Genomic DNA, 21,979 nt, shown 5'->3' on the forward strand with positions numbered 1-21,979 from the left:
TTCCAGGGCTTTGTTGTAGACGAGGCGGACGCAGCCGAATGTCCGGGCAAGCTCGGAGGCTTGCTCGGGGGTCGGGTAGAAGCGGTACTTGTAGGCCCGCTTCACGATCCGCGCCATGCCTCACATCTTACCGCACGATCAGCTAACAATCGTGTGTGTGTTCTATACGGCGGTCCGCCTGGTGGCGAATCGCCTCACCCTGCCCTGCTCCGCAGGAGACCGATTCCTCCCCCGCCTGAAGGCGGGGGTCTCCTCGGAGGTATCCGATGAGACCGCGACTCATCCGGCCAGTCGGCGTTAACACATGAGGGTTGCAGCGATCGCCACGAAGGACGCGCAGTGATCAGCCCGGCGCTCGTAGCGCCGGTGCAAACGGCGGCAGCCGCGAACGAACTAACCATCAATCACCCAATGAGTCACGGTCCAAGGCGGTGATTGAGGCGGTGACTGAGGCGGTGAGCGCCGCGCTCAGGCGCCGAGCAGGACCGCCACCGACCGTCGCGCCCGCTCGACGGGCACCAGGCTGCGCCGGGCGCGGGCCAGGACGAGGGCCCCCTCGATCAGGGCGAGCAGGGAGCAGGCCAGGTCCTCGGCCTCCGCGGGGGGGCGTCCGTCGGCGACCAGGCGGTCGGCCAGCGCCCGCTCCCAGCCGTCGTAGGCGTCGGCGCAGACCTGCTGGAGCGCGTCGTGGGTGGCCGCCACCTCCAGGGCGACGGTGGCGATCGGGCATCCCTTCGCATAGCCGGCCGCCTCCATCCGGCCGGCCAGCGCGTCCAGCACGGCGTCGATGAGCGCACCGGCCCCGGCGGCCTCGTCCGCCAGGCTCCTGATGAGGGCGTCGACCTCCCGGCCGGACGCGGCGACGGCCTCGGCCGCCAGCTGCTCCTTGCCGCCGGGGAAGTGGTGGTAGAGCGAACCCCTGGGCGCCCGCCCGGCGTCGATCACCTCGTTGAGGCCCGTGCCGTAGTAGCCCCGCTCCTCGACCAGCGTGCGCGCGGCGTCGATCAGCCGCGCCCTCGTCTGCTCCCCTTTGACAGCCATGCGAGGAGAGTAGACCGATCTACATATTCTGTCCACCCGATGGCCACGAAGTCCAGGGCCGGGTTTCGCCAGGCCTGCCGGGGGAACCGGGGCGGACCAGGACGATGGAGAGGCGGGCGAGATGGCGCGCAGGCTGGTGGCGATCGGCAATCCGGCGGCGGGCGGCGGCGACGACGAGACGCGGCAGGCGGTGCTGCGCACGTTGGAGAGCGAGGCCGACGTCGTGGCCCCCGTCGTGGCGGCGCCGGGGGACGCCGAGCGCGTCCTGGCCCGGCACCACGACCGCGACCCCGTGGTGCTGGGCGGCGACGGCACCCTGCACGCGGTGCTGGCCGCCCTATTCGCCCGCGGCGAGCTCGCCGACCGGCCGGTGGGGCTGGTCCCGATGGGCACCGGCAACGACCTGGCGCGTTCCCTGGGCGTCCCGCTGGACCCGGAGAAGGCCGCGCTGCTGGTGCTGCGCGGCACCGAGCGGCCGCTCGACCTGCTGGTCGACGACGAGGGCGGGATCGTGATGAACGCCGTGCACGTCGGCGCGGGCGCGCTGGCCTCGCAGCAGGCGGCCCCGCTCAAGCCGGTGCTGCGCCGGGCCGCGTACGCCGCGGGCGCGCTGCTCGCGGGAATCCGCACCCGCGGCTGGCGGCTGCGGGTGCGCGCCGACGGCGTCGTCGTCGCGTCCGGCCGCCGGCGCGTGCTCATGGTGGGCGTCGGCAACGGCGCCACGATCGGCGGCGGCACCCCGCTGGCGCCGGACGCGTGCCCGGACGACGGGCTGGCCGACGTCGTCGTCTCCTTCGCCGTCTCCCCCTGGGCACGGCTCGCGTACGGGCTGCGGATGCGGCGCGGCGAGCACCCCGGGCGCGGCGACGTCGTCACCGTCAAAGCGGGCACGGTCGTCATCGAGGGCGAACCCGTGCCGGCCAACGCCGACGGGGAGCTGCTGCCGGCCGCGCCCGTCCGGTCCTGGACGGTACGCCCCGGAGCGTGGCGGCTCATCGCGCCCGACCGTGCCGCTTGACCTGAGGTGTGGCCGGCCATCACCCCGGACCGTGACCCTTGACCCCTGTGAGAGCATCGGTCAGGAACGCGTGATGATCGCTCGCCGGCCGTCTCGACGCGGACGCCCGCCGGCGCGCGGTGGATGGGAGGCTCCCATGTCCTTGCCCGGCCGGCTCCTGCTGGTGTTACCCCTGGTGGCGACGTTCGCGGCAGACGGGGGTGAGGCCGGCGCGGCGTCCGCCGCCGTCCCGCCGTCGGCGATCATCGAGGCCGACTTCCCCGACCCCGACGTCATCCAGGCCGGATCCACCTTCGACGCCTACTCCACCAGCAGCCGGGCCGGCCGCATCCAGGTGGCCGCCGCGCCGTCGCCCACCGGGCCGTGGACCGTGCGCGGTGACGCCCTGCCCGACAAGCCGACCTGGGCGGGCGACGGCGGTTTCTGGGCTCCCGACGTGACCCGGCGCGCGGACGGGCAGTACCTCATGTACTTCACCGGACCGAGCACCGCGGCCAAGCGCATGTGCATCGGCGCCGCGCTGTCGCCCACCCCGCTCGGCCCGTTCCGGCCCCTCGGCGACGGCCCGCTCGTCTGCGACCCCGCCGAGGGCGGCGACATCGACCCGTCGAGCTTCGTCGACACCGACGGCACGCGCTACCTGCTGTACAAGAACGACGGCAACGCCGTGGGCGAACCCGCCATCATCTGGCTGCAGCAGGTGGCGGCCGACGGCGTCACCTTCATCGGGCCGAGGAGGGAGCTCATCCGCAACGACCGCCCGGAGGAGGCCGGCGTGATCGAGGCGCCGGTGCTGGTCAAACGCCCGTCCCAGTACGTGCTGTTCTACTCGGGCGGCTCCTACACGGGCAACTCCTACTTCACGAGCTACGCCACGGCCCCCTCGCTCACCGGCCCCTACACCAAGGCGTACCGGCCGCTCATGACGACCGGCACCTTCGACGGCGCGGTGCAGGGCCCGGGCGGCACCGACGTGCTGGGCGATCGTGTCTTCTTCCACGGCTGGGTCGGAAACGCGCGCTGGATGTACACCGCGGACCTGGGCTGGGCCGGCGACCTTCCCGTCGTGCGCGGCAGCCGGGTCCGCTACGAGGCCGAGCGCGGCACGGTCAACCACGCGGAGGTCCGCACCGGCGCGGCCGGCGCGTCGCAGGGCGCCGTGGTCGCGAAGCTGGACCACGCCGACAGCTGGGTCGACATCAGGGTGTTCGCGCCGGTGGGCGGCGACTACACCGCGAACGTGGCGTACGCCGCCGGATACGGCGACGCCCAGCACACCCTGACGGTGAACGGGTCGGCGCCGGCCATTGTGGACTATCCCGACCGCGGCTGGGACAACTGGACCCAGGTCAAGGCGGCGGTCACCCTGGTCGCGGGATGGAACACGCTGCGCCTGCACCATCTGACGCGGTGGGCCGAGCTCGATTACGTCGAGCTCGCCTGACCGGAGCCGCCGCCGGCCGCGCGTTCCCTGAGCACGGTCTTCTGGATCTTGCCGGTCGAGGTCTTGGGCAGGTCGCAGAAGACCACCTCCCGGGGCGCCTTGAAGTGGGCGAGGCGCCCCTTGACGTGCTCGGCGAGCTCGTTCTCGGTGACGCTCGCGCCGGCGGCCAGGCTGACGTACGCGACCGGCACCTCGCCCCAGTGCGGGTCGGGCCGCGCGACGACCGCGGCCTCCTGCACGGCCGGATGGTCCACCAGGGCGTTCTCCACCTCGACGGAGGCGATGTTCTCGCCGCCTGAGATGATCACGTCCTTGGCGCGGTCGACGACCTGCACGTAGCCGTCGGGGTGGCTCACCGCCAGGTCGCCCGTACGGAACCAGCCGTCGGGCGCGGCCTTACCGGTGGCGGCGGGGTCGCGGTGGTAGCCCACCATGACGTCGTTGCCGCGCATCGCGATCTCGCCGACGGTGGCGGCGTCGGCCGGCACGTCCTCGCCGTGCGCGTCGACGACCCGGACGCGCTGGGCGATCACGTTGCCCACGCCCTGCCGCGCGGTCAGCGCCGCCCGTTCGGCGGCGTCCAGGCCCGCCCATTCCGGCTGCGGCTGGCAGATGGCCGCGGGCCCGTACGTCTCGGTGAGCCCGTACAGGTGGATGACGTCGATGCCCGCCTGCAGGGCGCGCCCGAGCAGCGCGGGGCTCGGGGGCGCGCCACCCACGCAGGCGAGCAGGCGCGGGTCGAGGGGGCCGGTGGGCGCGTCCCGGTGGGCCAGCAGCGACGTGAGCACGGTGGGGGCGCCGCACAGGTGGGTGACGCGGTGCTCGCGGATCAGCCGCCAGGCCTGCCCCGGCTCCACCTTGGGCAGGCAGACGTGCCGGCCGCCGGCCAGGGTGACCGCCCAGGGGAAGCACCACCCGTGGCAGTGGAACATGGGCAGCGTCCACAGGTAGCCGCTGGCCGCGTCGAGCCTGGCGTGCAGCGCCATCGCCATCGCCTGCAGGTAGGCGCCCCTGTGGTGGTAGACGACCCCTTTCGGCCGGCCCGTCGTCCCGCTCGTGTAGTTGATCGACAGCGGCGCCAGCTCGTCCTCCACCGGGATCAGGAGCGGCTCGGCTCCGGCCAGCAGCGCCTCGTACGCGGCGGGCGGCACGAGCAGCGGGCGTGCCGCGCTGGCTCCGGCCGCCGCCCGCGCCGCCGAGGCGAGGCCGTCGTCGTGCAGGAGCACGGACACCTCGGCGTGGTCGAGGATGTACGCCAGCTCGCCGGGCGACAGGCGGATGTTCATCGGCACCAGGACGGCGCCGGCCGCCGGCACCGCGAAGGTCGCCTCCAGGAGCATGTGTCCGTTGGCGGCGAGCACGGCCACCCGGTCGCCGGGGCGCACCCCGGCCCCGGCCAGGCCGCCGGCGACCTGGCGTACCCGCTGCCACAGCTGGGCGTAGGTGAGGGTCAGCGCGCCGTCGAGCACCGCCGGGCGCCGCGCGAACACGGTCGCCGACCGTTCGAGGAAGCTCGTCGGGGTCAGCGGCTCGAACGACAGACCGGACATCCGTCCCCCCCTGCCTCGGCTGTGCGAAAGGCGTGCTTGATCGATCGTCGCACGGCGAGGCCGCGCCGCGGGAGACCGCACGCATGGCATCTGAAGCGGACGTGCTCGCCAGGGACGACCGCCCGTGGATCGTCATGCGGCTGCTGCGCGGCCGGCCGCTCGACCGGGTGATCCGCGACTCGGGGGGCGCTGCCCGTGCGCCAGGTGGCACGGCTCGGCCTCGGCGTGCTGGACGCGCTCGCCACCGCCCACGCCGCCGGCGTGCTGCACCGTGACATCAAGCCGGGCAACATCTTCGTCGGGGAGGATGGCGCGCCGGTCCTGACCGACTTCGGCATCGCGACGGTGGAGGGCCAGGCGACGATCATCGAGTCGGGGATGCTGGTCGGCTCCCCCGGCTACATCGCCCCCGAACGGCTGCGCGGGGAACGCCCCGGCCCGCAGTCGGACCTGTGGTCGCTGGCCGCGACGCTGTACGAGGCGGCCGAGGGCGAGCCCGCCCTCCCGGGCGGCGACGCGATGGCGGTGCTGGCGGCGGTCCTCACCGAGGAGGCGCTGCCGCCGCGGCGGTCGGGGTCGTGCTGTCCGGCGGCACCCCCTCCCCCGAGGGCAGCACCACGTGCGTCCGGCAGGGACGTACGACACTCGAAATCAAGATCAACACCTATCCGCGGGAGACGACCGCGAAGGAGACCCTCGCGCTGCACCGCGCCGGCGCGGACGCGGAGGCCGGCACCGGCAAGGGTCAGCTCACCACCGTGAACACCTCCGCCGTGCGGAACGTGTCAGACCTGGGCGACGAGGCGTTCGCGCGGGACGCGGGGACCGTGTCCGAGTTCGGGGACGCCGCCGAGACCACCGTGTGGCTGAGAGCCGGGACCACCCTCCTCACGGTCACCCACACCATGCGTGAGCAGTCGAAGGTGACCGGCGAGGTCCGCGACGGCGCCATCAGGGCCGCCCGCCAGGCGCTGGCCAACCTGCCCTGACGACGCCACGGCCCGCCGCCGCGGGCGGTCCCGCGCGACGCCGCCGCGATGCGGGGTCACGCGCGTCAGCCTGTGGTCGCAGCCCGGGTGCGACCACCGTGGCAGGCGAGGTTCGTCAGAAATGAGGACGAGGACGGCCGCGGGCCCTTCGAGGATGGAGATCGTTCACCGCCGTCCATCGAAGGAACCCTTCCATGTCCCTCCTGACCGGCCGCCGCGTGGCGGCCACCGTCCTCATCGCCGCGGGACTGCTGTCCCCTCTGCCGGCGAACGCGCAGGCGAAGGAGCATGCCGGCGTGCGCCAGGCCCTCGACGCGATGGTGGCCGCCGGCGCTCCCGGCGTCCTGGCCAGGATCGACGACGATCGCGGCACCTGGATCGCCACCAGCGGGGTCGCCGACCTGGAGACCCGCGCGCAGGTGCCGCGCGAGGCGCGGTTCCGGATCGCCAGCCTGACCAAGAGCATGGTGGCCGCGGTGGTCCTGCAGCTGGTGCGGGAGGGCAGGGTGAGCCTGGAGGAGAGGATCGCCACCCGGCTGCCCGGCCTGGTCGAGGGCGGCGACCGGATCACCGTACGGCAACTGCTCAACCACACGGGCGGCCTGGCCGACTACGCGCAAGCGCCCGAGTTCGCCGACCCCGCCCGCCTGACCAGGACCTACACCCCGCGGCAGCTCGTCGCCGAGGCCGAGCGGCTGCCGCGACCGGAGCGGGGCCGCTTCTCCTACTCCAACACCGGCTACATCCTGCTCGGGCTGCTGGTGGAGAAGGTCACGGGCCACGACCTGGGCTCCGAGCTGAAGCGGCGGATCTTCCGCCCCGCGAGGATGACGCGCACGTACCTGCCGCTGACCCGGCCGGGCATCGGCGGCCCGCACGCCACCGGCTACTACCTGCCCAAGGGTGCCGACCCCGACGTGCCGGGCTCGCTCAAGCCCATCACCCGGCTGAACCCGTCGTTCGCGTGGGCGGCGTACGGGGTGGTGTCGGACGCCCGCGATGTGAACCGCTTCTACCAGGCACTGTTCGGTGGCCGGCTGGTCACGCGCGACCTTCTCTCCCAGATGCGTACCGGGGTCGGCACACCGCAGGCGCCGGTGTTCCCGCGGTACGGGCTCGGGCTCGAGTCGGCGGGGCTCACCTGCGGCGAGCTGTGGGGCGCGACCGGGGCCATCCCGGGCTACCAGACGTTCGCCTTCGCCGACGCGACGGGCAAGCGCCGGATGACGCTCTCGGTCAACGTGCACCGCAGCGATCCGGAGGTCGCGCCGATGTTGCTGGCGGGCGTCGACGCGCTCAACCGTTACTTCTGCGGCGAGCCGTACAAGCCGCCGACGAAGTGACGCCGAGCCCGGCGATCGCGTAGGCGCCGGCCGCGATCACCACGTCCACCCAGCACAGCCCTCTCCCCCAGGCCATCGGCACGGCGGCCGCCAGCGCCGCGAACGGCGCCAGCACGGCTCCCCAGAGTGCGGCCGCCGCCGCGACCCGTCTGCGCCCCGGCGCGGGCGGGGCGGCGCCCGCCCGGTTCTGATCGGCGATGCCTGTCGCGGTTGGAGCCATCCCAGATCCGCCTCCCGTCGAACGGCTGAAAGCGCTTCGGGAAGCCCACGCCTGCCCGATCGGAAACCGTCATACCGCCCATCGATCCGGATTTGGCATTGACCAGGGTGATTCTGGGCCGGACGTCGGCGCGTGTTTGCCACCGGCCTGACCGGACGCTGCTCAGCCACGCCGCCGGGCCTCGGGCAGCAGGATCACCCGGCGCTCGCCGGCGTGGCGTCGTGCGCGGGCGGCATCGACGACATCGCGCTCACCCACCTCGGCAGGTCGCGGGCGGGCAGCAGATGGACGGTCCCGCGCGGGCCGTACGTCTTGACCAGGGTGCGCTCGCTCCACAGGGCCTCGCGCACGTGGGCGCGGGTGACACCATCCAGCTGAGCCCGATGGACGCCTCGGCGGCCGACATGATCTGGGCGTGCGCCCCGCACATGGCCCCCACGATCTCCGCCGGTGTGGCCCCCGTCACCGCCTCCACGGGCGCGCCGAGCCCCGAGCGTTCCAGCCTCCTGGCGCTCACCTGCGGCCACGTCAGTTCGATCATCATGTCCTCCTGGTCGACGCGCCGACCCTAGAGGCACTAGCGGAAAGAACTCTTCCGCGATCGTCCGCGATGGCCGCGTGCCACAGAACAGCGCCGAAACTCAGCGCTGATCACTCGGCGCTGATCACTCGGCGCTGATCACTCGGCGCTGATCACTCGGCGCTGATCACTCGGGGGCCGTTCTGATGCGCAGCGCCTGGTGAGCGACCTCGGGAAAGCCGCTCGCGCGTAGCTCACGCAGCAGTTCCCGCCACGGCGCCGACCATCCCGACCGGGGACCGCAGGACGCGGTCAGCGCCGTCGCCAGCAACGCGCCGGTCTCGCCCTCCCTCGCCAGCCGTCGCGCGTGCGGCAGCACCCGTTCTGCGGAAACGTGTTCGGCGGAAGCGGCGAGCGCCTCGCCCGTATCGACCACGGCCAGCACACCCCCGGCGGGCGTCCCCGCCAGGCGTGCCAGGACGTCGTGCGGGTCGTCCCAGTCGACCGTGGCGGCCAGCAGTTCGGCCGCGAGGTTCGCGGGAAGGTCGGCGGTCACCTCCAGGACCACCGGGTCGCGGGTCGTACGGTGCCATTGGCGCAGGTCCGCCGCGACGGCCACGAGGCGCTGCTCGGCCGGGCGGTCACGGTCCGCCCCCGCGTCGGGTTCGCCGGGCGCGGAAGCGAGGGTGCGCACCGCCCGCCGCAGGTCCGCCATCCCGGACCCGGAGCACGCCGAGCCCACCAGCCCGCGGGCGGCGACCCGCCAGTCCGCGGTCTCGCCGAGGTCGCAGGCGATCTCGGCCAGCCGTTCCACGGCTCCTGGCGTGTAGGCGGCCCAGCGGGGCAGCGTCTGGACGGCGGTCAGCCGGGTCTGCCGGTCGTCCGCGCGGGTGGCGGCGGCGACCAGCTCCGCGTACGCGGCCCGCCGGCGCTCCGGCACGGCCAGCGGGCGTACCCCGAGCACGGGGGCAGCCACGTCCCCGGCCAGTGCCACCGCCTCCTCGAGCAGCCCCCACGCGCCGGGCTCGGCGAGCAGGTCGCCGGCCGCCGACACGATGGCCGCGCGCACGTCCTTGTGCTGGCCCTCGGCGTCCCACAGGCTCCGCAGCACCCGCATCGCGCCGGGCGCGCGGTGCCGGGCGAACAGCCTGACCGCCTCCTTGCGCGCGGTGACCTTGCCGCCGGCCAGGACGGGCTCCAGGCACGCCGCCAGCTCCCCGGGCGGCACGAACCGCGCCGCCCGGGCCGCCGCGTACACGGCCACGTGCGCGTCATCCCCGCCCGCGTGCGCGAGGAGCTCGGACAACGCCTCCTGCGGGCGCGCCGTCCACGGCAGAGCGGTCAGCGCCGCCCTCCGCAGCAGCGGCTCCCGCGGATTCAGGTAGCGGTCCAACTGCGCGGCCTCGGCTCCGGGGACTGCGCCCATCTGCCGTACGGCGTGCGCGCGCTCCTGCGTGGGCAGCGCGGTGTTCCACGCGACCTGGTCGAGCAGCCGCAGGTACGCCGTACGCTGCTGGGCCGTCCACCGCAGCACGGCCGCGCGGGGGGCGTACCGCACCTGCCGCACGCCACTCGCGGCGAAGCGGCCCCTGGGATCCCGACTGCGCAGCGCGGCCTCGAGCAGGTCCGTACGCCGCCACGCCAGGACGTGGAACACGCAGGCCAGCACCACCGTGGACGGATCCCTCTCCAGCAGCGCCTCCACCCGCTCGCCTCTGGTGCGCGGCGGCTCCAGCCAGTACTCGATCGCCCGGATCGCCTCCCGATCGTCGGTGGCGGTGATCGCGCGTTCCAGCGCCCGCTGGAGCTCGGGCACGTCGTGGCCGCGCCGGCCGAGGGCCGAGGCGAGCAGGAACGCCAGGTCGTGCCGGTCGTGGCGGGCCTCCGCCTCCAGGTAGGGAGCCAGCAGGCGCACCAGCACCGTCTCCTGGCCGCGCCGGAGCACGCGCGACAGTCCGCCCAGCGAGGGCGTGCCCACGTGGCCGGTCAGCCGCTCGAAAGCCCGCAGGCCGCACTCCAGCAGCGCCACGTCGTCCCGGGTGGCCCCCTGTGCGAAGACCCGGGTGGCCAGGCGAGCCAGGGCGAGCCGCGTGGAGTAGGAGCAGTCGCGGGCGGCGAGCGCGTCCGCGACGAGCCGGTCGAGGGCGGGCACGTGGGCGGCTCGGAAGAGCCGGTCAGGGATCTCGGCCAGCGCTCCGACGGCGACCAGGCGCACCGGGTCCTGCTCGTTGCGCAACCGCCCCAGCGCGTCCGTCATCCGGGTGACGACCTCGGGGTCGCGGCTGCGCCCCGCGCAGGTGATCAGCTGGAGGTAGCCGTTGGCGCGGTCGATGCCGTCGGTCCGGCGGGTGGCGGCCCGCAGCGTCGGCTCGGCCTCGTCGTACGGCAGGAAGGCCGTGAGCTCCAGGGTGCGGTAGGGGGCCTCGGCGACGGCCCGCAGGCCGAGCATGCGGCGGGCCTCCGCGACCCGGCTGCCCAGGGGCAGGACGTTCAGCAGATATTCGGAGTGGATCGTCTGGGAGAGGTCGACGCCCTCCATCGCCGCGGTGAACACCGCCTCCCTGCGGCTGGGGGCCACCGACCGCAGGAGGTTGATCAACGAGGGTTCGTCGTCGCGTACGGCCCTGCCCATCTCGCCCAGCCGGTCGTCACCGAGCGCGGCCAGCCGCTCCCGCACGGACCGTCGCCGCAGCTGCGCGGCCAGCAGCCGCTGCCGTCCCGGGACCAGGTAGAGGGCCAGCGTACGGCCGGGGTCGGCGTCCAGGAGCCGCCCCGCGCACTGCCAGTGCCGATCCGTCCAGTAGCGCTCCAGCAGCCCGAGCACCCGCTCGGGTGCGTACCGGGCGGCGACCTCGACGCCGGGCCCGGTCATCAGCCACCACTCGTCGCGCAGGTGGCGCGGCAGCCCGGCCAGGGCCGACTCGGCGTGTTCGAGCACGGTGAGCGGGTGCCGCCTGGCCAGGGCGGACCAGTTCGGCACCGCGTGCGCGAGGCCGGGCAGCCGGGCGGCGACCACCTCCGGAGGGCACGCCACGAGCAGGCTCGCGGCCTCGCGGTCGCCCCACCGCTCCTGGACCTCACCGATCAGCCGCGCGGCCAGGTCACCCCGGTGGTGGCGCTTGACGGCCCGGTAGGCGGCCGCCCGATGGGCCGCGGGAGCGGTGCGGACGATCTCCAGGATCGTGTCGCCGGGAGCGCCGAGCCGGACCGCCTCGCCGATCGCGTACCGGCTGATGTCGTGATCGGGGTCGGTCATCGCGCGCGTGACGTCCGCGACCTCGCGCGCCATCACGGCCAGCCGCACCCCGACGAGCCGTTCGTACGGGTCGCGCCGGGCCCGCAGCTCGTCCAGCACGACCCGCAGCTCGGGCCGTCCGTCCCGGGCGTGCGCGGCCAGGCGGCGGCACCGCTGCCCGTGCGACAGCGGTTCCACCTCGGCGATCAGGGCGTTGGGTGTGAGGGCGTGAGATCGCATGACCGCCTCATTATGGTGCTCCGGCGCGCCCGCCGTCCTGCGCGAGCTTCCGGAGTTCGGGACCGTGGACCGGATGCGCGAGGGCCGCGGCGAACTGCGCCCTGAGGTAGTTGAGCGGCGATCCCGTGTCCCACCAGGTGCCGTCGATGACCTGCCCGTACACCGGGTGCGTCAGCGCGTGATCGTGCAGGGCGCCGGTGAGGTAGATCTCGCCCTCGGGGTGCTGGTGCCACGCGCGCGTCCGGGCTTCCAGCTCGTCGATGCGGCAGCAGGCGGCTGCCCAGACCGGCTACCGGAATCACAGCTTTGCGGACCACGTGTGTTCTCCCTTGATCGTGAGCCAGTGACGTTACCTGGCTCGATCGGCGGAGGGCCATCGCGTGGGTCACGCGCCGCAGGCGGCCCGTACGTCCGCGACCAGCCGCGCCGCCGCGTCGATGGTGCTCTCGATCTCCTCCGGCGTGTGCCCCACCGACGCGAGCAACGCCTGGGCCCGCTCCCCGAAGCCGCCGGGCGCGGACGGCAGCCGGTCGGCCGAGGCGATCATGGCCTTCTCGTTGACGAGCCACGCGCCGTCGTGGGCGTGCAGCGCGTGGCAGGCGACGCCGAGCGCGCGGAACAGGGCCGCCGCGGTGTACGCCGGGTCGCGGCCCGCCGCGCCGTACCGGGCGGCCGCCAGGGCGAAGTCGCACTCCCACAGCCCTCCGACCAGGGCATCGCGCAGCGCCGGCGGGTAGGCGGCGGCGACCTCCTCGCGCAGCGCGGTGAGCTCGCCGCCCACGTCGGCGAGGACCCGGCACAGGGCGACCTCGCCCGCGTACGCGTGGGAGTAGAAGCCCAGGGGGTGGCCGACCTGGAAGCCGATCTCGTAGCGGCCCGCGCGGCAGTCTCGCCAGACGCGGTGCACGCGGTCAAGGTCACGGTAGATCCAGTCGACCCGCCACCCGTCCATGGTGAGCCAGCCGCCGCCGTCCACCCACGGGCCCCAGCCGCCCGGCTCGGTCATCTCGGCGGGCGCGCCCGTCAGCTCCGTGGCGAGCGCCCGCAGGTCGTCCAGGGCGAGCGGGCCGCGGTAGTAGAGGCCGAGGTCGATGTCGGAATCGGGACGGTGGGTGCCGCGTGCGCGGCTGCCGCCCAGGACCACGGCCACGACCCCGGGCACCCCGGCCAGCCGGGCGGCGATCGGGTGGAGATCCGGTTGTTGCACGGGCCGATCCTAGCGGGCCGCCCCGGCCCGTTTGACAGATATTTTTGTCGGTGACATCGTTCACGCATGGACGAAGTGGCGGTGATCGAAGACCCCGCGGCGGCCGAGGCGTCCCTCGACCCCATGCGCTCGAAACTGCTGGCCGAGCTGGTCGAGCCCGGCTCTGCCACGTCGCTGGCCGCCAGGGTGGGCCTGGCCAGGCAGAAGGTCAACTACCATCTGCGGACGCTGGAGAAGCACGGCCTGGTGGAGCTCGTCGAGGAGCGGAGGAAGGGCAACGTCACCGAGCGCGTGATGCGCGCCACCGCCGCGTCGTTCGTCATCTCGCCGACCGCGCTGGCCTCCGTGCAGCCCGACCCCGGCCGCTCGCCGGACCGGCTCTCGGCGCGGTGGCTGCTGGCGCTGGCGGCGCGGCTCGTACGCGATGTGGGCGCTCTGGTCAACGGGGCGGCCAGGGCGCGGAAGCGGGTGGCGACGTTCGCCATCGACGGCCAGGTGCGTTTCGCGTCGGCGGCCGACCGGGCGGCGTTCGCGGAGGAGTTGACGCAGTGCGTGACCTCGCTGGTCAGCAAATATCATGACGAGTCTGCTGAAGGCGGGCGTGATCACCGGCTGATCGTGGCGGTGCACCCTTCCGTGAAGGAACAGTGACGTGGGGCACGCGTTCGAGCTCCCCCAGGAGGCCCTGGTCGAGGCGGCCCCGGAGGAGGTCTGGGAGGCCATCTCGACGGGGCCGGGCATCGATTCGTGGTTCATGGGCCGCAACGAGGTCGCGGGCGGGGTGGTCCGCACGGTCTTCGGCGGCTTCGCGATGCCGGAGTCCACGGTGACGGCCGCCGAGCCCGGCAAGCGCTTCGCCCACAGCAGCGCCACGGGCGAGGACGGGCGCTTCGTCGCCTACGAGTTCCTCATCGAGGGGCGCGACCGGGGTAGCGCGCTCGTCCGCCTGGTGACCAGCGGGTTCCTGCCCGGCGACGACTGGGAGGACGAGTTCGAGGCCATGTCCAGGGGCATGGAGATGTACTTCGCGACGCTGGTCGAATATCTCGGCCACTTCGCGGGACGGGTGGCGACGCCGGTCACGGAGTTCGGGCCGCCCGTCGGCGACTGGCCGCGCGCCTGGGAGCTCCTGTACGCCGCGCTCGGCGGCCCTCCGTCCCCTGGCGACCGCGTGCGGTTCGGCCCCGGGCCGGTCGAAGGAGTGGTGTACTTCCGCAACTCCCAGACCCTCGGCATCCGCGCCGATCACGCGATCTACCGCTTCCTCCAGGGCTTCCACGGCCCCATGATCGCCGCACACCTGCTCTTCGAGGATGGGCGCGAGGGCGAGCGCTGGCGGGCGTGGCTGGACGAGCTGTACGCGAACGGGACGTGACGGCCACCGCGACCGGGGCAGGAAGGCGGGCATGAGAGTCGTCGCGCTGTCCGACACGCACGCCCCCAGGCGCTGGCGCTCCTGCCCGCCCCGCGTCGCCGAGCACGTGCGCGGCGCGGACCTGATCCTGCACGCGGGCGACGTCTGCGTCCCCTCGGTGATCGAGGAACTGGTCGCCTACGCCCCCGTGCACGTGGTCAAGGGCAACAACGACGGCCCCGACCTCGACGCGCCGGAGACGCTGGAGCTGACCCTGGACGGGCTGCGGATCGGCATGATCCACGACAGCGGCCCGGCCAAGGGCCGCCTGGCCCGCATGCGGCGCCGCTTCCCGCGGGCGGACCTGGTCGTGTTCGGCCACTCGCACATCCCGCTCGACGAGTCGGACGGCGGCCTGCGGATCTTCAACCCCGGCTCCCCCACCGACCGCCGCCGCCAGCCGCACGGCACGCTCGGCCTGCTCACCATCGAGCGCGGGGCGCTCACCCGGGCCGAGATCGTGCCCGTCACCTGACGACGTCGTCGCGCGACGTGTCGAGGTCGGCCTTGAGCTCCTCCATGACCTTGGCGTAGCCGAGGTAGCTGTAACGTTCGGCCGCGTGCCACGGATAGAGCTGGCCGGCCCTGACTGCGGGCAGCGTGGCCCAGGTGGGCTTTCCGGCCATCTCCTCGATCTTCATCGACTGGGCACGGGCGTCCACCAGGATCACGTCGGCGTCGTACTTGTCGGCGTTCTCCCAGCTCAGCACCTCCCAGAAGCCGCCCTCGCTCTCCGTGGGCCGGTCCGGTGAGACGATGTTCAGGCCCAGCTCGCCCCAGTACGTGATGTCGGGGTGGTCCGGCAGGTAGGCGACGTACAGGTTGTCCGGGGTGCCCGTGACGATCATCACCTTCAGGTCCGGCCTGGCGGCGGCGAGCGTCCTGAGGGCGTCACCGGCCGCGTCGAAACGTCTCTTGGCGTCGGCCACGGGCGCGGCGTCGAGGTCCGCGCCGAGCGCGGCGGCCAGCCGGCCGTACGTCTCGATGATCTCCACCAGGGGCTTGCCGCTGAGCTGCACGCCGACCGTGGGGGCGATCTGGTCGACCACCTTGACCGACTCCTCGGGGACGTACCAGAGGGTGTTCTTCTGGTACATGCCGGCCACCAGCAGGTCGGGCTGGAGCGAGGCGTACTTCTCGACGTTGAACTCGCCCCACACGTTCCCGATCGACTCGACCTTGGAGATGTCGACCTCGCCCACCTCGGGGTCGCGGCCGCCGTCCTTCAGCCGGTGCGGGCCGAACACCGCGACGGGCCGCACGCCGAAGTCCCACAACGCCGCCGCCGCGCCCGACTGGGCGACGACGCGCCGGGGGCGCTCCGGGAGGGAGACCCGCTCGCCGCGGTCGTCGGTCCAGGTCCATGCCCCCTGACCGGACGCCGGCGGCGCGGCGGCGGACGGCGGGGCCGTGCCGCCGCAGGCGCTGACGCCGAGCAGTGCGGCGGCGCCGATGACGGCCAGGATGCGTCGCGGGACAGCGGCCATGGATGCTCCTCTTCGCGGCAATCTACGCCCTGGTGGACGCCATATTAGATTAGCCTTACCTAACCGGAAACCCCGGGCCGCCGGATCGCGCGGGTCGGTCCCGGCGCCCGCTGGGGCGAGGCGGTCGCCGCCGCCGCGCCGTTCGGGCTCGCGCCGCTGTCCGGGTCGTCGCCCTCCGTCGGCGTCACCGGCTGCACGCTCGGCCGGCCGGCGCGCAGGCACGGGTTCGCGGCCGGGTGAGCCGCGGCCTGGACCCGCCACGTCGGCACGTACGGCAGGACGTTCACCGGCGGTCGAGCAGCGCCGCGGTCTTCATGCGCTCGGGTGCTCCGATGGCCGTGAACAGCTCGTGAGCACGGCGCCAGTGGCGGCGGGCCTGGTCGGGGGCGTCCGGTTCCCGGGCGTGGCCGAGCGTGAGCAGGGCGCGGGCGTGCTCCAGCCGCTGCCCCGACCGGTGGGCGAGCCTCAATGCCTGCTCGCACGCGCGTACCGACTGTGCCGGGTCGCCGTCCGCCAGGTGCACGGCGGCGAGCAGCCCGTACAGCCGGGGCAGGTTCAGCGGGTTGGCGTCCTGCGCCAGCTTCAGCGCGCGTTCGGCCTCGTCGCGCGCGTCGGCGTGCCGGCCGCCGCGGTGGTGGGCCTCCGCCAGGCCCAGCAGCACCTGGTCCAGGTCCGTGCCCGTCCGCTCGGCCAGCCGCAGCGCGGCCTCGAGGCGGGCGAGCGCGGAGTCCATCCTGCCGAGCTCCAGCTCGGCCTCGGCGATGCCGCTCAGCGAGGCGATCTGGCAGCGCCTGTTCTCGACCTCCCTGGCGACGGCCAGGCCCTGAGCGAACGCGTCCACGGCCTCCTCGTGCCGGCCGGCGTCGCGGTGCACCCAGCCGTACGTCTCGTACGTGACCGCCACGGCGTACCGCAGTCCCGCGGAGCGGGCCACGGACAGGGCCTCGTCCAGACATGCGAGCGCCTCGCCGAACCGGGCCTGCTTCTGGCGGACGAGGGCGAGGTTGACGAGGGTGAGCGCCTGGAGCAGCCGGTCGCCCGTCGCCTCGGCCAGGGGAAGGTTGGCCACCAGGCATTCCTCGGCGCGGTCGAGCCGGGCGAGCATCAGGTAGGCGGAGGCGAGGTTGTTCTGCGCGCGTAGTTCGCCGCGTTCGTTGCCGGCCGCACGGTGGATGGCCATGGCCCGCCGGTAGCGCGGAAGGGCTCGCCGCGGCTTTCCCAGCTGTTTGCTCGCCACGCCGCCGCCCTGCAGCGCCGTGGCCTCGCCGTGCGCCCAGCCGGCCCTGCGTGCCAGCGCCAGCGCGCGCTCGTACTCCCGCATCGCGCCTTCGAGGTCGGCCATGAGCCACCGGACGAGCCCGAGGGAGTTGCGCATCGCGGCCTGCCCGACGAGGTCCTCCTCCCGCTCGGCGGCGTCCAGCGCGATGCCCGCCAGGCGCAGCCACTCCGCGTGCGTGCGCCGGTGTTGCAGCAGGCCCGCCATGGCCTCGACCAGGAACCAGGCGTAGGGGCGCGGACCGTGCTCGGCCGCGTGCGACACGGCGGCGGCGAGGTTGTCCCATTCGGCGTCGAACCAGCCGACGGCCTCCGCCGCGCCGGCGAACCCGGTCGGCGTGACACCGGCCCCGGCCGGGGCGCCGGGCAGCCGGGGGGCCTCGAAACCCGCCGCCGCGGTGGCGCGAACGACGGTGCGCAGGTAGTAGTCGAGGAGCCGGTGGGCCGCGGCGTGCCGCTCCTGCGGCGGATCTTCCGCGAGGCTGAGCCGCACCGCGTACTCGACCACCAGGTCGTGGGCGGCGAAGCGGCGCGGGCCTGTCTCCTTGAGCAGGTGGATGCGCACGGCCGCGCCCAGGAGGTCCTCGGCGTGCTCCCGGCCCGTGCCGGCCAGGGCGGCGGCCGCGTCGGCGGAGATGGCGGCGCCCCGCGCCACGCCGAGGAGGCGGAACATCCGCCGCGCGGGAGCCGGCAGCGCCTGGTGCGACAGGTCGAGGGCCGCCTGCACGGCGACGCTCTCGTCGCCGTCCACGCGCAGGCGCACCAGCCGTCCCCGGTCCGCCAGCTCGCGCACGTAGTGGCCGATCATCCGGTGCTCCTGGTCGCCGATCCAGGACATGGCGATGGAGAGCGCGAGCGGCAGCCGGCCGCAGAGCGCCACGAGCTCGGCCGCGGCCTCCTGCTCGCGGCGCAGGCGGTGCGCGCCGATGCCGTGCGCGATCAGTCGCAGGGCCTCCCGCTGGTCCAGCACGTCGAGTGTGAGGCGCTCGACCCCGTCCAGCGCGACGAGGCCGCCGAGGCGGTTCCTGCTGGTGATGACGGCACGGCAGCCGGGGTCACCGGGCAGCAGCGCACGGACGTGCTCGGGTGCGGCGACGTCGTCCAGGACCACCAGGACGCGCCGGCCCGCCAGCAGCGAGCGGTACAGGGCGATCTGGGCGTCGAGCTCGACGGGGATGTCCTTGGCGTCCTGGCCGAGCCCCTGCAGCAGCAGGCGCAGCGCCTCCGGGAGCGTCATCGGCTCGCGCTGGTCGAAGCCGCGCATGTCGACGAACAGCTGCCCGTCGGGAAACGCGGCGGCCGCCCGGTGCCCCCAGTGGACGGCGAGCGCGGTCTTCCCGACGCCGGCCGGTCCCACGACCAGCGTCACCGGGCCGGCGTCCATGCGCCGCAGTTCCTCCGCGCGGCCGACGAAACCTCCGAGCAGGGGCGGCAGCTGGCGCGGCACCGGCACCACGGGCGGCTTTACCGGCGGCTTTCCCGGCGGCCCCACGGGCGGCCCCACAGGTGGTCCGGCGGGCGGCTCTGTGGCGGGCTCGCCCGCCAGCAGGCGCTGGTGGAGGCGCTGCAACTCGCCGCTGGGCTCCACGCCGAGCTCGCGGACGAGCCGGGCGCGGAAGTCGCGGTAGACCTCCAGCGCGTCGGGTAAGCGCCCGCCGCCGGCGAGCGCCCGCATCAGCAGGCCGTGCGGCCGCTCCCGCAGCGGCACCTCGGCCAGCAGCCGCGTCAGGCCGGCGATGGCCGCCTGTCCTCTGCCCATCTCCATGAGGGCGGCGGCGCGGCCCTCGGCCGCCTCGTGTTTGAGCTCCTCGAGCCGGTGCCGCTCGGCGTGGGCGACAGGGCCGGCCAGATCTTGGTACGGGTCGCCGCGCCACAGTGCCAGCGCCTCGTCGTGCCGGGCGGCCGCCTCCGGGTGCCGGCCGTCCTCTGCCGCCCGCTGCCCCAGCGCCACCAGGGAGGCCAGCTCGGCGGTGTCCGTCGCGGCGGCTCGGACCAGGTATCCGGGGCTTCTGGTGACGATCACGTCCTGGCCGTGGTCGCCGAGCGCCCTGCGCAGCTCGGCGATGAGGGCGCGCACCCTGGCCGGGGCGGAGGGCGGGATCTCCTCGCCCCAGAGGCGGTCGGCCAGCCGTTCGACGGACACCACATGACCCGCGTCGAGCAGCAGCGCCGCGAGCAGCGCACGCTGCCTGCCGGTCAGATGGACGGCCCGGCCGCCGACGGCGGCCTCCAGCGGGCCAAGGAGGAGGAAGCGGACCTCCGGCACACGGCGGTCGCCGGCCGTGGCTCTCCCGAAGATCAATTTCCCTCCAGGCACGATCCATGCGGGATCCATGCGGCCGGATGCCACAGTCCTTCCACATCATCTCAGAGATTGGCTGATGCACCGATGAGGCCACAACTCAAGGACATCGCGTGGGAGCGGGTCGGGGATGAGCTGCGGCTGGTGTACGACCCCCGCGACCAGCTGGTCCTGTCCGATCCCGACGGCACGGTGGAGAAGCTTCTCGGGCTGCTCGGCGAGGGCGGCAGGACCGTCGCCGAGCTCGCGGACGAGCTGTCCCTCGACGTGGCGGACGTGGAGGGGGCCGTCGCGGCATTCGACGACGTGAGCCTGCTGGAGGACGGCGACCGGCTCGGCCGCCTGGAACCCGCGGCCGCGGAGCGCTATTTCAGCAACCTGGCCTTCTTCGAGTCGTTCAGCACGCTCGGCCGCAGCCGCGAGGACCTGCAGCGGCGCCTGCGCGAGTCGCACGTCCTGGTGCTCGGCACCGGCGGGCTCAACTCCAACACGATCCCGCACCTGGCCGGGCTCGGCGTGGGCAGGCTGACGCTGCTCGACCGTGACACGGTGGATCCGCGCAACTTCGCCCGCCAGTACCTCTACCGATGGGACGACATCGGCGCCCGCAAGGTGGAGCGGGCCGCGGAGTGGGTCAGGGCCTTCGACCCGGGCGTCGAGGTCGAGGCGATCGACGCCGATGTCGAGGGTCCCGAGCAGCTTCACGAGCTCGTCGCCCGTACCAGGCCCGACGTGGTGGCCTCGGGCATCGACCGGCCGAACCGGATCGACCTCTGGGTGAACGAGGCGTGCGTGCGCAACGGCGTGCCGTTCGTCCGCGGCGGCATCTCGGTCACCACGGGGACCGTCTGGTCGGTCCAGCCCGGCGTGAGCGCGTGCCGGGCGTGCGTGCCCGCGGACCCGTCGAACCCGGCCGACTTCGACGACCCCGAGGACCCGGCGATCGCGGGCGCCATCGCCGCCACCCGCCTCTTCGTCAGCAAACCCCAGCCCAACCGCGGGATCGGCCCGGTCGCCGGCCTGCTGGGGGCGTTCGGCGCCTTCGAGGTGCTGCGGTACCTGACCGGTTTCGAGCCACCGGCGTACGCCGGCCGGCCGCTCAGCATCGACTTCGCGCACGGGTGTGCGACGAGTCAGGACGAGTGGCCTCGCAACCCAGCCTGCCAGGCATGCGGAGGGAGGTGATCCTTGTGAAGATCGAGATCAAGCGCGTCGAGAACACCCGTCTGACGCAGCTCATCCACCCGGACTCCTGATACCGGGGCGCAGGGCCGCATCCCGGCCACACCGGGGTGCGGCCCTGCCCATGCCGTAGGAGAGAGAGAATGACCACGTCCGTGGATGCGGGGCTGCGCGAGCGAGCCGCGCGGCTGACGGTCTCCTTCGACGGAGAGGCCTGGATTCTCGGGCGCCCCGAGCTGGGCGTCTTCGTCGCGGTGCCCGAGCCTGGCGCCGTGTTCGTGACCACGCTGCAGGAGACGGGCTCGCTGGCCGAGGCCACCGCGCGGGCCGGCGAGGTCGCGGGCGAGCCGGTGGACGGCGCGGACTTCGTCGAAGGGCTCACCGACGCCGGGCTGCTCGACCCGCCCGCGGAGACGGCGCCGGTCCGCGGGCACATCAGGTGGATCGAGGGGGTCAGCCCGCAGGCCGCGGCCCGGCTGTTCGGCCGCGCCGCCTGGTCGTTCTACGCGGCGGCGGCGCTGTTCGCGGCCGGCGTGCTGGTGTTCCAGCCCGCTCTTCGGCCCTCGTGGGAGGACGCCGTGTTCCTGCCCAGCCCGGGGCTGTCGGCGTTCACGTGGCTGCTGCTGGGCGTGGTGTTCGGCGCCGTGCACGAGGCCTGGCACTGGCTCGCGGGGCGCGCGGTCGGCGTGCCGGCGATCTTCCGCGTCAGCTACCGCGGCGTGTACGTCGTCTTCGAGACCGACCTCACCCAGATCGTCACGGTGCCGCGCAACCGCCGCTACGGCGTCTATCTGGCCGGGATGGCCGTCGACACCGTGGTCCTGGCCGTGACGCTCGCGCTGCGGCTCCTCGGCCCGCCGGCCGGCGTGGACGGCTTCCTCGCCGCCGTGGCGCTCTTCCTGATCTTCGGCATCGTCTGGCAGTGGGCCGCCCTGCCGCTGCGCAGCGACTCGTACGCGCTGCTCGCGAACGCGTTGCGCTGCCACAACCTCTACCGGACGACGTGGCTCACCGCGAAGAGCCGGCTGTTCCGGCTCACCGAGGCCGAGAGCGCGGAACTGGCCGAGGCCGGGGAGCGGGACCGGCAGATCGCCCGCTGGTTCGTGGTGCCGTACGTCGCCGGGATCGCCGTCATGGCCTGGATGCTCGTCACGGTGGTGCTACCGCTCATGATCTCGCTGGGCCGCTGGGGCGTGGCCCAGTTCGCCGGCGGCGCGATCGGCTCGGCGGGCTTCTGGGAGGCGCTGGCCGTGGCCGTCTACATCGCCGCGCAGCTCGGCCTGCCGCCGCTGCTCGCCCTCCGTGAGCGGCGCCTGCGCCGTGCGGGCGCCCTGCTCTGAACGTGCCGCGCCGGTACGAAGTTCTGAACTGCCGTGTCGCACGCTCTACGTGCCGGGTGGCACGGAGCTTTCTCGTGCCGTGCCGTGCGGAGCTTTCAGGTGCCGCGTCGGCACGGCCGCGGTGCGGCGGCCGTGCCGCTGCGATCTCATCCCGGCTGCGTCGCCGGGCGGG

At 73.9% G+C, this 21,979-nt stretch carries 20 protein-coding genes and 2 pseudogenes; 12 read left to right on the plus strand and 10 right to left on the minus strand.

The annotated features are described in order from the left end of the window. From ABGA98_RS31250 to ABGA98_RS31260, 3 genes and pseudogenes are all read right to left on the minus strand, one after another. A partial coding sequence (locus ABGA98_RS31250) for a helix-turn-helix domain-containing protein (RefSeq protein WP_347622310.1) occupies nucleotides 1-117 on the minus strand: 117 nt, incomplete at its 3' end. A 180-nt stretch (nucleotides 118-297) separates the two neighbouring features. After that, nucleotides 298-393: pseudogene (locus ABGA98_RS31255) on the minus strand (IS5/IS1182 family transposase); the annotation flags it as partial. 75 nt (nucleotides 394-468) lie between these two features. Further along, nucleotides 469-1,041: a TetR/AcrR family transcriptional regulator gene (locus ABGA98_RS31260; protein WP_347621995.1), complete on the minus strand. Its 573-nt coding sequence runs from the start codon at nucleotides 1,039-1,041 to the stop codon at nucleotides 469-471. A gap of 121 nt (nucleotides 1,042-1,162) precedes the next feature. Between ABGA98_RS31260 and ABGA98_RS31265 the strand changes: the two genes are divergently transcribed. Continuing rightward, nucleotides 1,163-2,059 (plus strand): diacylglycerol kinase family protein, encoded by an 897-nt coding sequence (locus ABGA98_RS31265; RefSeq protein WP_347621996.1) that lies wholly within the window; start codon nucleotides 1,163-1,165, stop codon nucleotides 2,057-2,059. Between the two features lie 136 nt (nucleotides 2,060-2,195). Beyond that, nucleotides 2,196-3,503, plus strand: a complete 1,308-nt coding sequence (locus ABGA98_RS31270) for a family 43 glycosylhydrolase (RefSeq protein ID WP_347621997.1) — start codon at nucleotides 2,196-2,198, stop codon at nucleotides 3,501-3,503. Here the strand turns inward: ABGA98_RS31270 and ABGA98_RS31275 are convergent. Then, complete coding sequence (locus tag ABGA98_RS31275) at nucleotides 3,485-5,053, minus strand: AMP-binding protein (RefSeq protein ID WP_347621998.1); 1,569 nt, start codon at nucleotides 5,051-5,053, stop codon at nucleotides 3,485-3,487. The genes ABGA98_RS31270 and ABGA98_RS31275 overlap by 19 nt on opposite strands. 189 nt (nucleotides 5,054-5,242) lie before the next feature. Between ABGA98_RS31275 and ABGA98_RS31280 the strand changes: the two genes are divergently transcribed. From ABGA98_RS31280 to ABGA98_RS31290, 3 genes are all read left to right on the plus strand, one after another. Next, nucleotides 5,243-5,815, plus strand: coding sequence for a serine/threonine-protein kinase (locus ABGA98_RS31280; RefSeq protein ID WP_347622311.1), 573 nt, complete (start codon nucleotides 5,243-5,245; stop codon nucleotides 5,813-5,815). Then, nucleotides 5,812-6,042, plus strand: coding sequence for a hypothetical protein (locus ABGA98_RS31285; RefSeq protein WP_347621999.1), 231 nt, complete (start codon nucleotides 5,812-5,814; stop codon nucleotides 6,040-6,042). The genes ABGA98_RS31280 and ABGA98_RS31285 overlap by 4 nt, the downstream gene beginning before the upstream one ends. Nucleotides 6,043-6,236: 194 nt before the next feature. Then, nucleotides 6,237-7,385, plus strand: a complete 1,149-nt coding sequence (locus ABGA98_RS31290) for a serine hydrolase domain-containing protein (RefSeq protein WP_347622000.1) — start codon at nucleotides 6,237-6,239, stop codon at nucleotides 7,383-7,385. On the opposite strand, the gene ABGA98_RS31295 is transcribed toward ABGA98_RS31290, so the two are convergent. Then, nucleotides 7,339-7,605 carry a hypothetical protein gene (locus ABGA98_RS31295; protein ID WP_347622001.1) on the minus strand — a complete coding sequence of 89 codons (267 nt, stop codon included), beginning with the start codon at nucleotides 7,603-7,605 and terminating at the stop codon, nucleotides 7,339-7,341. The two genes, ABGA98_RS31290 and ABGA98_RS31295, sit on opposite strands and share 47 nt — an antisense overlap. Nucleotides 7,606-7,799: 194 nt before the next feature. After that, nucleotides 7,800-7,955: a crosslink repair DNA glycosylase YcaQ family protein gene (locus tag ABGA98_RS31300; protein WP_347622002.1), complete on the minus strand. Its 156-nt coding sequence runs from the start codon at nucleotides 7,953-7,955 to the stop codon at nucleotides 7,800-7,802. Here ABGA98_RS31300 and ABGA98_RS31305 point away from each other — a divergent pair, their 5' ends adjacent. Continuing rightward, entirely contained in the window at nucleotides 7,956-8,177 is a 222-nt protein-coding gene (locus tag ABGA98_RS31305) for a hypothetical protein (RefSeq protein ID WP_347622003.1), read from the plus strand. A 135-nt stretch (nucleotides 8,178-8,312) separates the two neighbouring features. On the opposite strand, the gene ABGA98_RS31310 is transcribed toward ABGA98_RS31305, so the two are convergent. After that, entirely contained in the window at nucleotides 8,313-11,600 is a 3,288-nt protein-coding gene (locus tag ABGA98_RS31310; protein ID WP_347622004.1) for a hypothetical protein, read from the minus strand. 385 nt (nucleotides 11,601-11,985) lie between these two features. Next, nucleotides 11,986-12,807: a nucleotidyltransferase domain-containing protein gene (locus ABGA98_RS31315; protein WP_347622005.1), complete on the minus strand. Its 822-nt coding sequence runs from the start codon at nucleotides 12,805-12,807 to the stop codon at nucleotides 11,986-11,988. A gap of 66 nt (nucleotides 12,808-12,873) precedes the next feature. Between ABGA98_RS31315 and ABGA98_RS31320 the strand changes: the two genes are divergently transcribed. The 3 genes from ABGA98_RS31320 to ABGA98_RS31330 are packed head-to-tail and all read left to right on the plus strand — an operon-like array spanning nucleotide 12,874 to nucleotide 14,696. Next, nucleotides 12,874-13,458, plus strand: coding sequence for a helix-turn-helix domain-containing protein (locus ABGA98_RS31320; RefSeq protein WP_347622006.1), 585 nt, complete (start codon nucleotides 12,874-12,876; stop codon nucleotides 13,456-13,458). 1 nt (nucleotide 13,459) lies between these two features. Then, nucleotides 13,460-14,182, plus strand: a complete 723-nt coding sequence (locus tag ABGA98_RS31325) for an SRPBCC domain-containing protein (RefSeq protein ID WP_347622007.1) — start codon at nucleotides 13,460-13,462, stop codon at nucleotides 14,180-14,182. A 31-nt stretch (nucleotides 14,183-14,213) separates the two neighbouring features. Beyond that, nucleotides 14,214-14,696 (plus strand): metallophosphoesterase family protein, encoded by a 483-nt coding sequence (locus ABGA98_RS31330; protein ID WP_347622008.1) that lies wholly within the window; start codon nucleotides 14,214-14,216, stop codon nucleotides 14,694-14,696. Here ABGA98_RS31330 and ABGA98_RS31335 read toward each other — a convergent pair. Further along, nucleotides 14,689-15,708, minus strand: a complete 1,020-nt coding sequence (locus ABGA98_RS31335) for an ABC transporter substrate-binding protein (RefSeq protein WP_347622009.1) — start codon at nucleotides 15,706-15,708, stop codon at nucleotides 14,689-14,691. The genes ABGA98_RS31330 and ABGA98_RS31335 overlap by 8 nt on opposite strands. Nucleotides 15,709-15,780: 72 nt before the next feature. On the opposite strand from ABGA98_RS31335, the pseudogene ABGA98_RS31340 reads away from it, so the two are divergent. Then, nucleotides 15,781-15,942, plus strand: a pseudogene (locus tag ABGA98_RS31340) (FAD-binding oxidoreductase); the annotation flags it as partial. Between the two features lie 49 nt (nucleotides 15,943-15,991). Here the strand turns inward: ABGA98_RS31340 and ABGA98_RS31345 are convergent. Further along, on the minus strand, nucleotides 15,992-19,285 hold the full coding sequence (locus tag ABGA98_RS31345; RefSeq protein ID WP_347622010.1) for a tetratricopeptide repeat protein: 3,294 nt from the start codon (nucleotides 19,283-19,285) through the stop codon (nucleotides 15,992-15,994). 87 nt (nucleotides 19,286-19,372) lie between these two features. Here ABGA98_RS31345 and ABGA98_RS31350 point away from each other — a divergent pair, with 87 nt between their 5' ends. Next, nucleotides 19,373-20,470 (plus strand): ThiF family adenylyltransferase, encoded by a 1,098-nt coding sequence (locus ABGA98_RS31350; protein WP_347622011.1) that lies wholly within the window; start codon nucleotides 19,373-19,375, stop codon nucleotides 20,468-20,470. Nucleotides 20,471-20,610: 140 nt separating this feature from the next. Next, nucleotides 20,611-21,807, plus strand: coding sequence for a hypothetical protein (locus ABGA98_RS31355; RefSeq protein WP_347622012.1), 1,197 nt, complete (start codon nucleotides 20,611-20,613; stop codon nucleotides 21,805-21,807). The last annotated feature ends 172 nt before the right edge of the window (nucleotides 21,808-21,979 follow it).

This window comes from Nonomuraea sp. B1E8, assembly GCF_039871515.1.
Classification (GTDB): Bacteria; Actinomycetota; Actinomycetes; order Streptosporangiales; family Streptosporangiaceae; genus Nonomuraea.

Bases quoted from the DNA above. Each gene is read 5' to 3' on its own strand.
- ABGA98_RS31260 (WP_347621995.1), bottom strand. From the start codon at position 1,041: ATGGCTGTCAAAGGGGAGCAGACGAGGGCGCGGCTGATCGACGCCGCG.
- ABGA98_RS31265 (WP_347621996.1), top strand. From the start codon at position 1,163: ATGGCGCGCAGGCTGGTGGCGATCGGCAATCCGGCGGCGGGCGGCGGC.
- ABGA98_RS31270 (WP_347621997.1), top strand. From the start codon at position 2,196: ATGTCCTTGCCCGGCCGGCTCCTGCTGGTGTTACCCCTGGTGGCGACG.
- ABGA98_RS31275 (WP_347621998.1), bottom strand. From the start codon at position 5,053: ATGTCCGGTCTGTCGTTCGAGCCGCTGACCCCGACGAGCTTCCTCGAA.
- ABGA98_RS31290 (WP_347622000.1), top strand. From the start codon at position 6,237: ATGTCCCTCCTGACCGGCCGCCGCGTGGCGGCCACCGTCCTCATCGCC.
- ABGA98_RS31295 (WP_347622001.1), bottom strand. From the start codon at position 7,605: ATGGCTCCAACCGCGACAGGCATCGCCGATCAGAACCGGGCGGGCGCC.
- ABGA98_RS31310 (WP_347622004.1), bottom strand. From the start codon at position 11,600: ATGCGATCTCACGCCCTCACACCCAACGCCCTGATCGCCGAGGTGGAA.
- ABGA98_RS31320 (WP_347622006.1), top strand. From the start codon at position 12,874: ATGGACGAAGTGGCGGTGATCGAAGACCCCGCGGCGGCCGAGGCGTCC.
- ABGA98_RS31330 (WP_347622008.1), top strand. From the start codon at position 14,214: ATGAGAGTCGTCGCGCTGTCCGACACGCACGCCCCCAGGCGCTGGCGC.
- ABGA98_RS31335 (WP_347622009.1), bottom strand. From the start codon at position 15,708: ATGGCCGCTGTCCCGCGACGCATCCTGGCCGTCATCGGCGCCGCCGCA.
- ABGA98_RS31350 (WP_347622011.1), top strand. From the start codon at position 19,373: ATGAGGCCACAACTCAAGGACATCGCGTGGGAGCGGGTCGGGGATGAG.
- ABGA98_RS31355 (WP_347622012.1), top strand. From the start codon at position 20,611: ATGACCACGTCCGTGGATGCGGGGCTGCGCGAGCGAGCCGCGCGGCTG.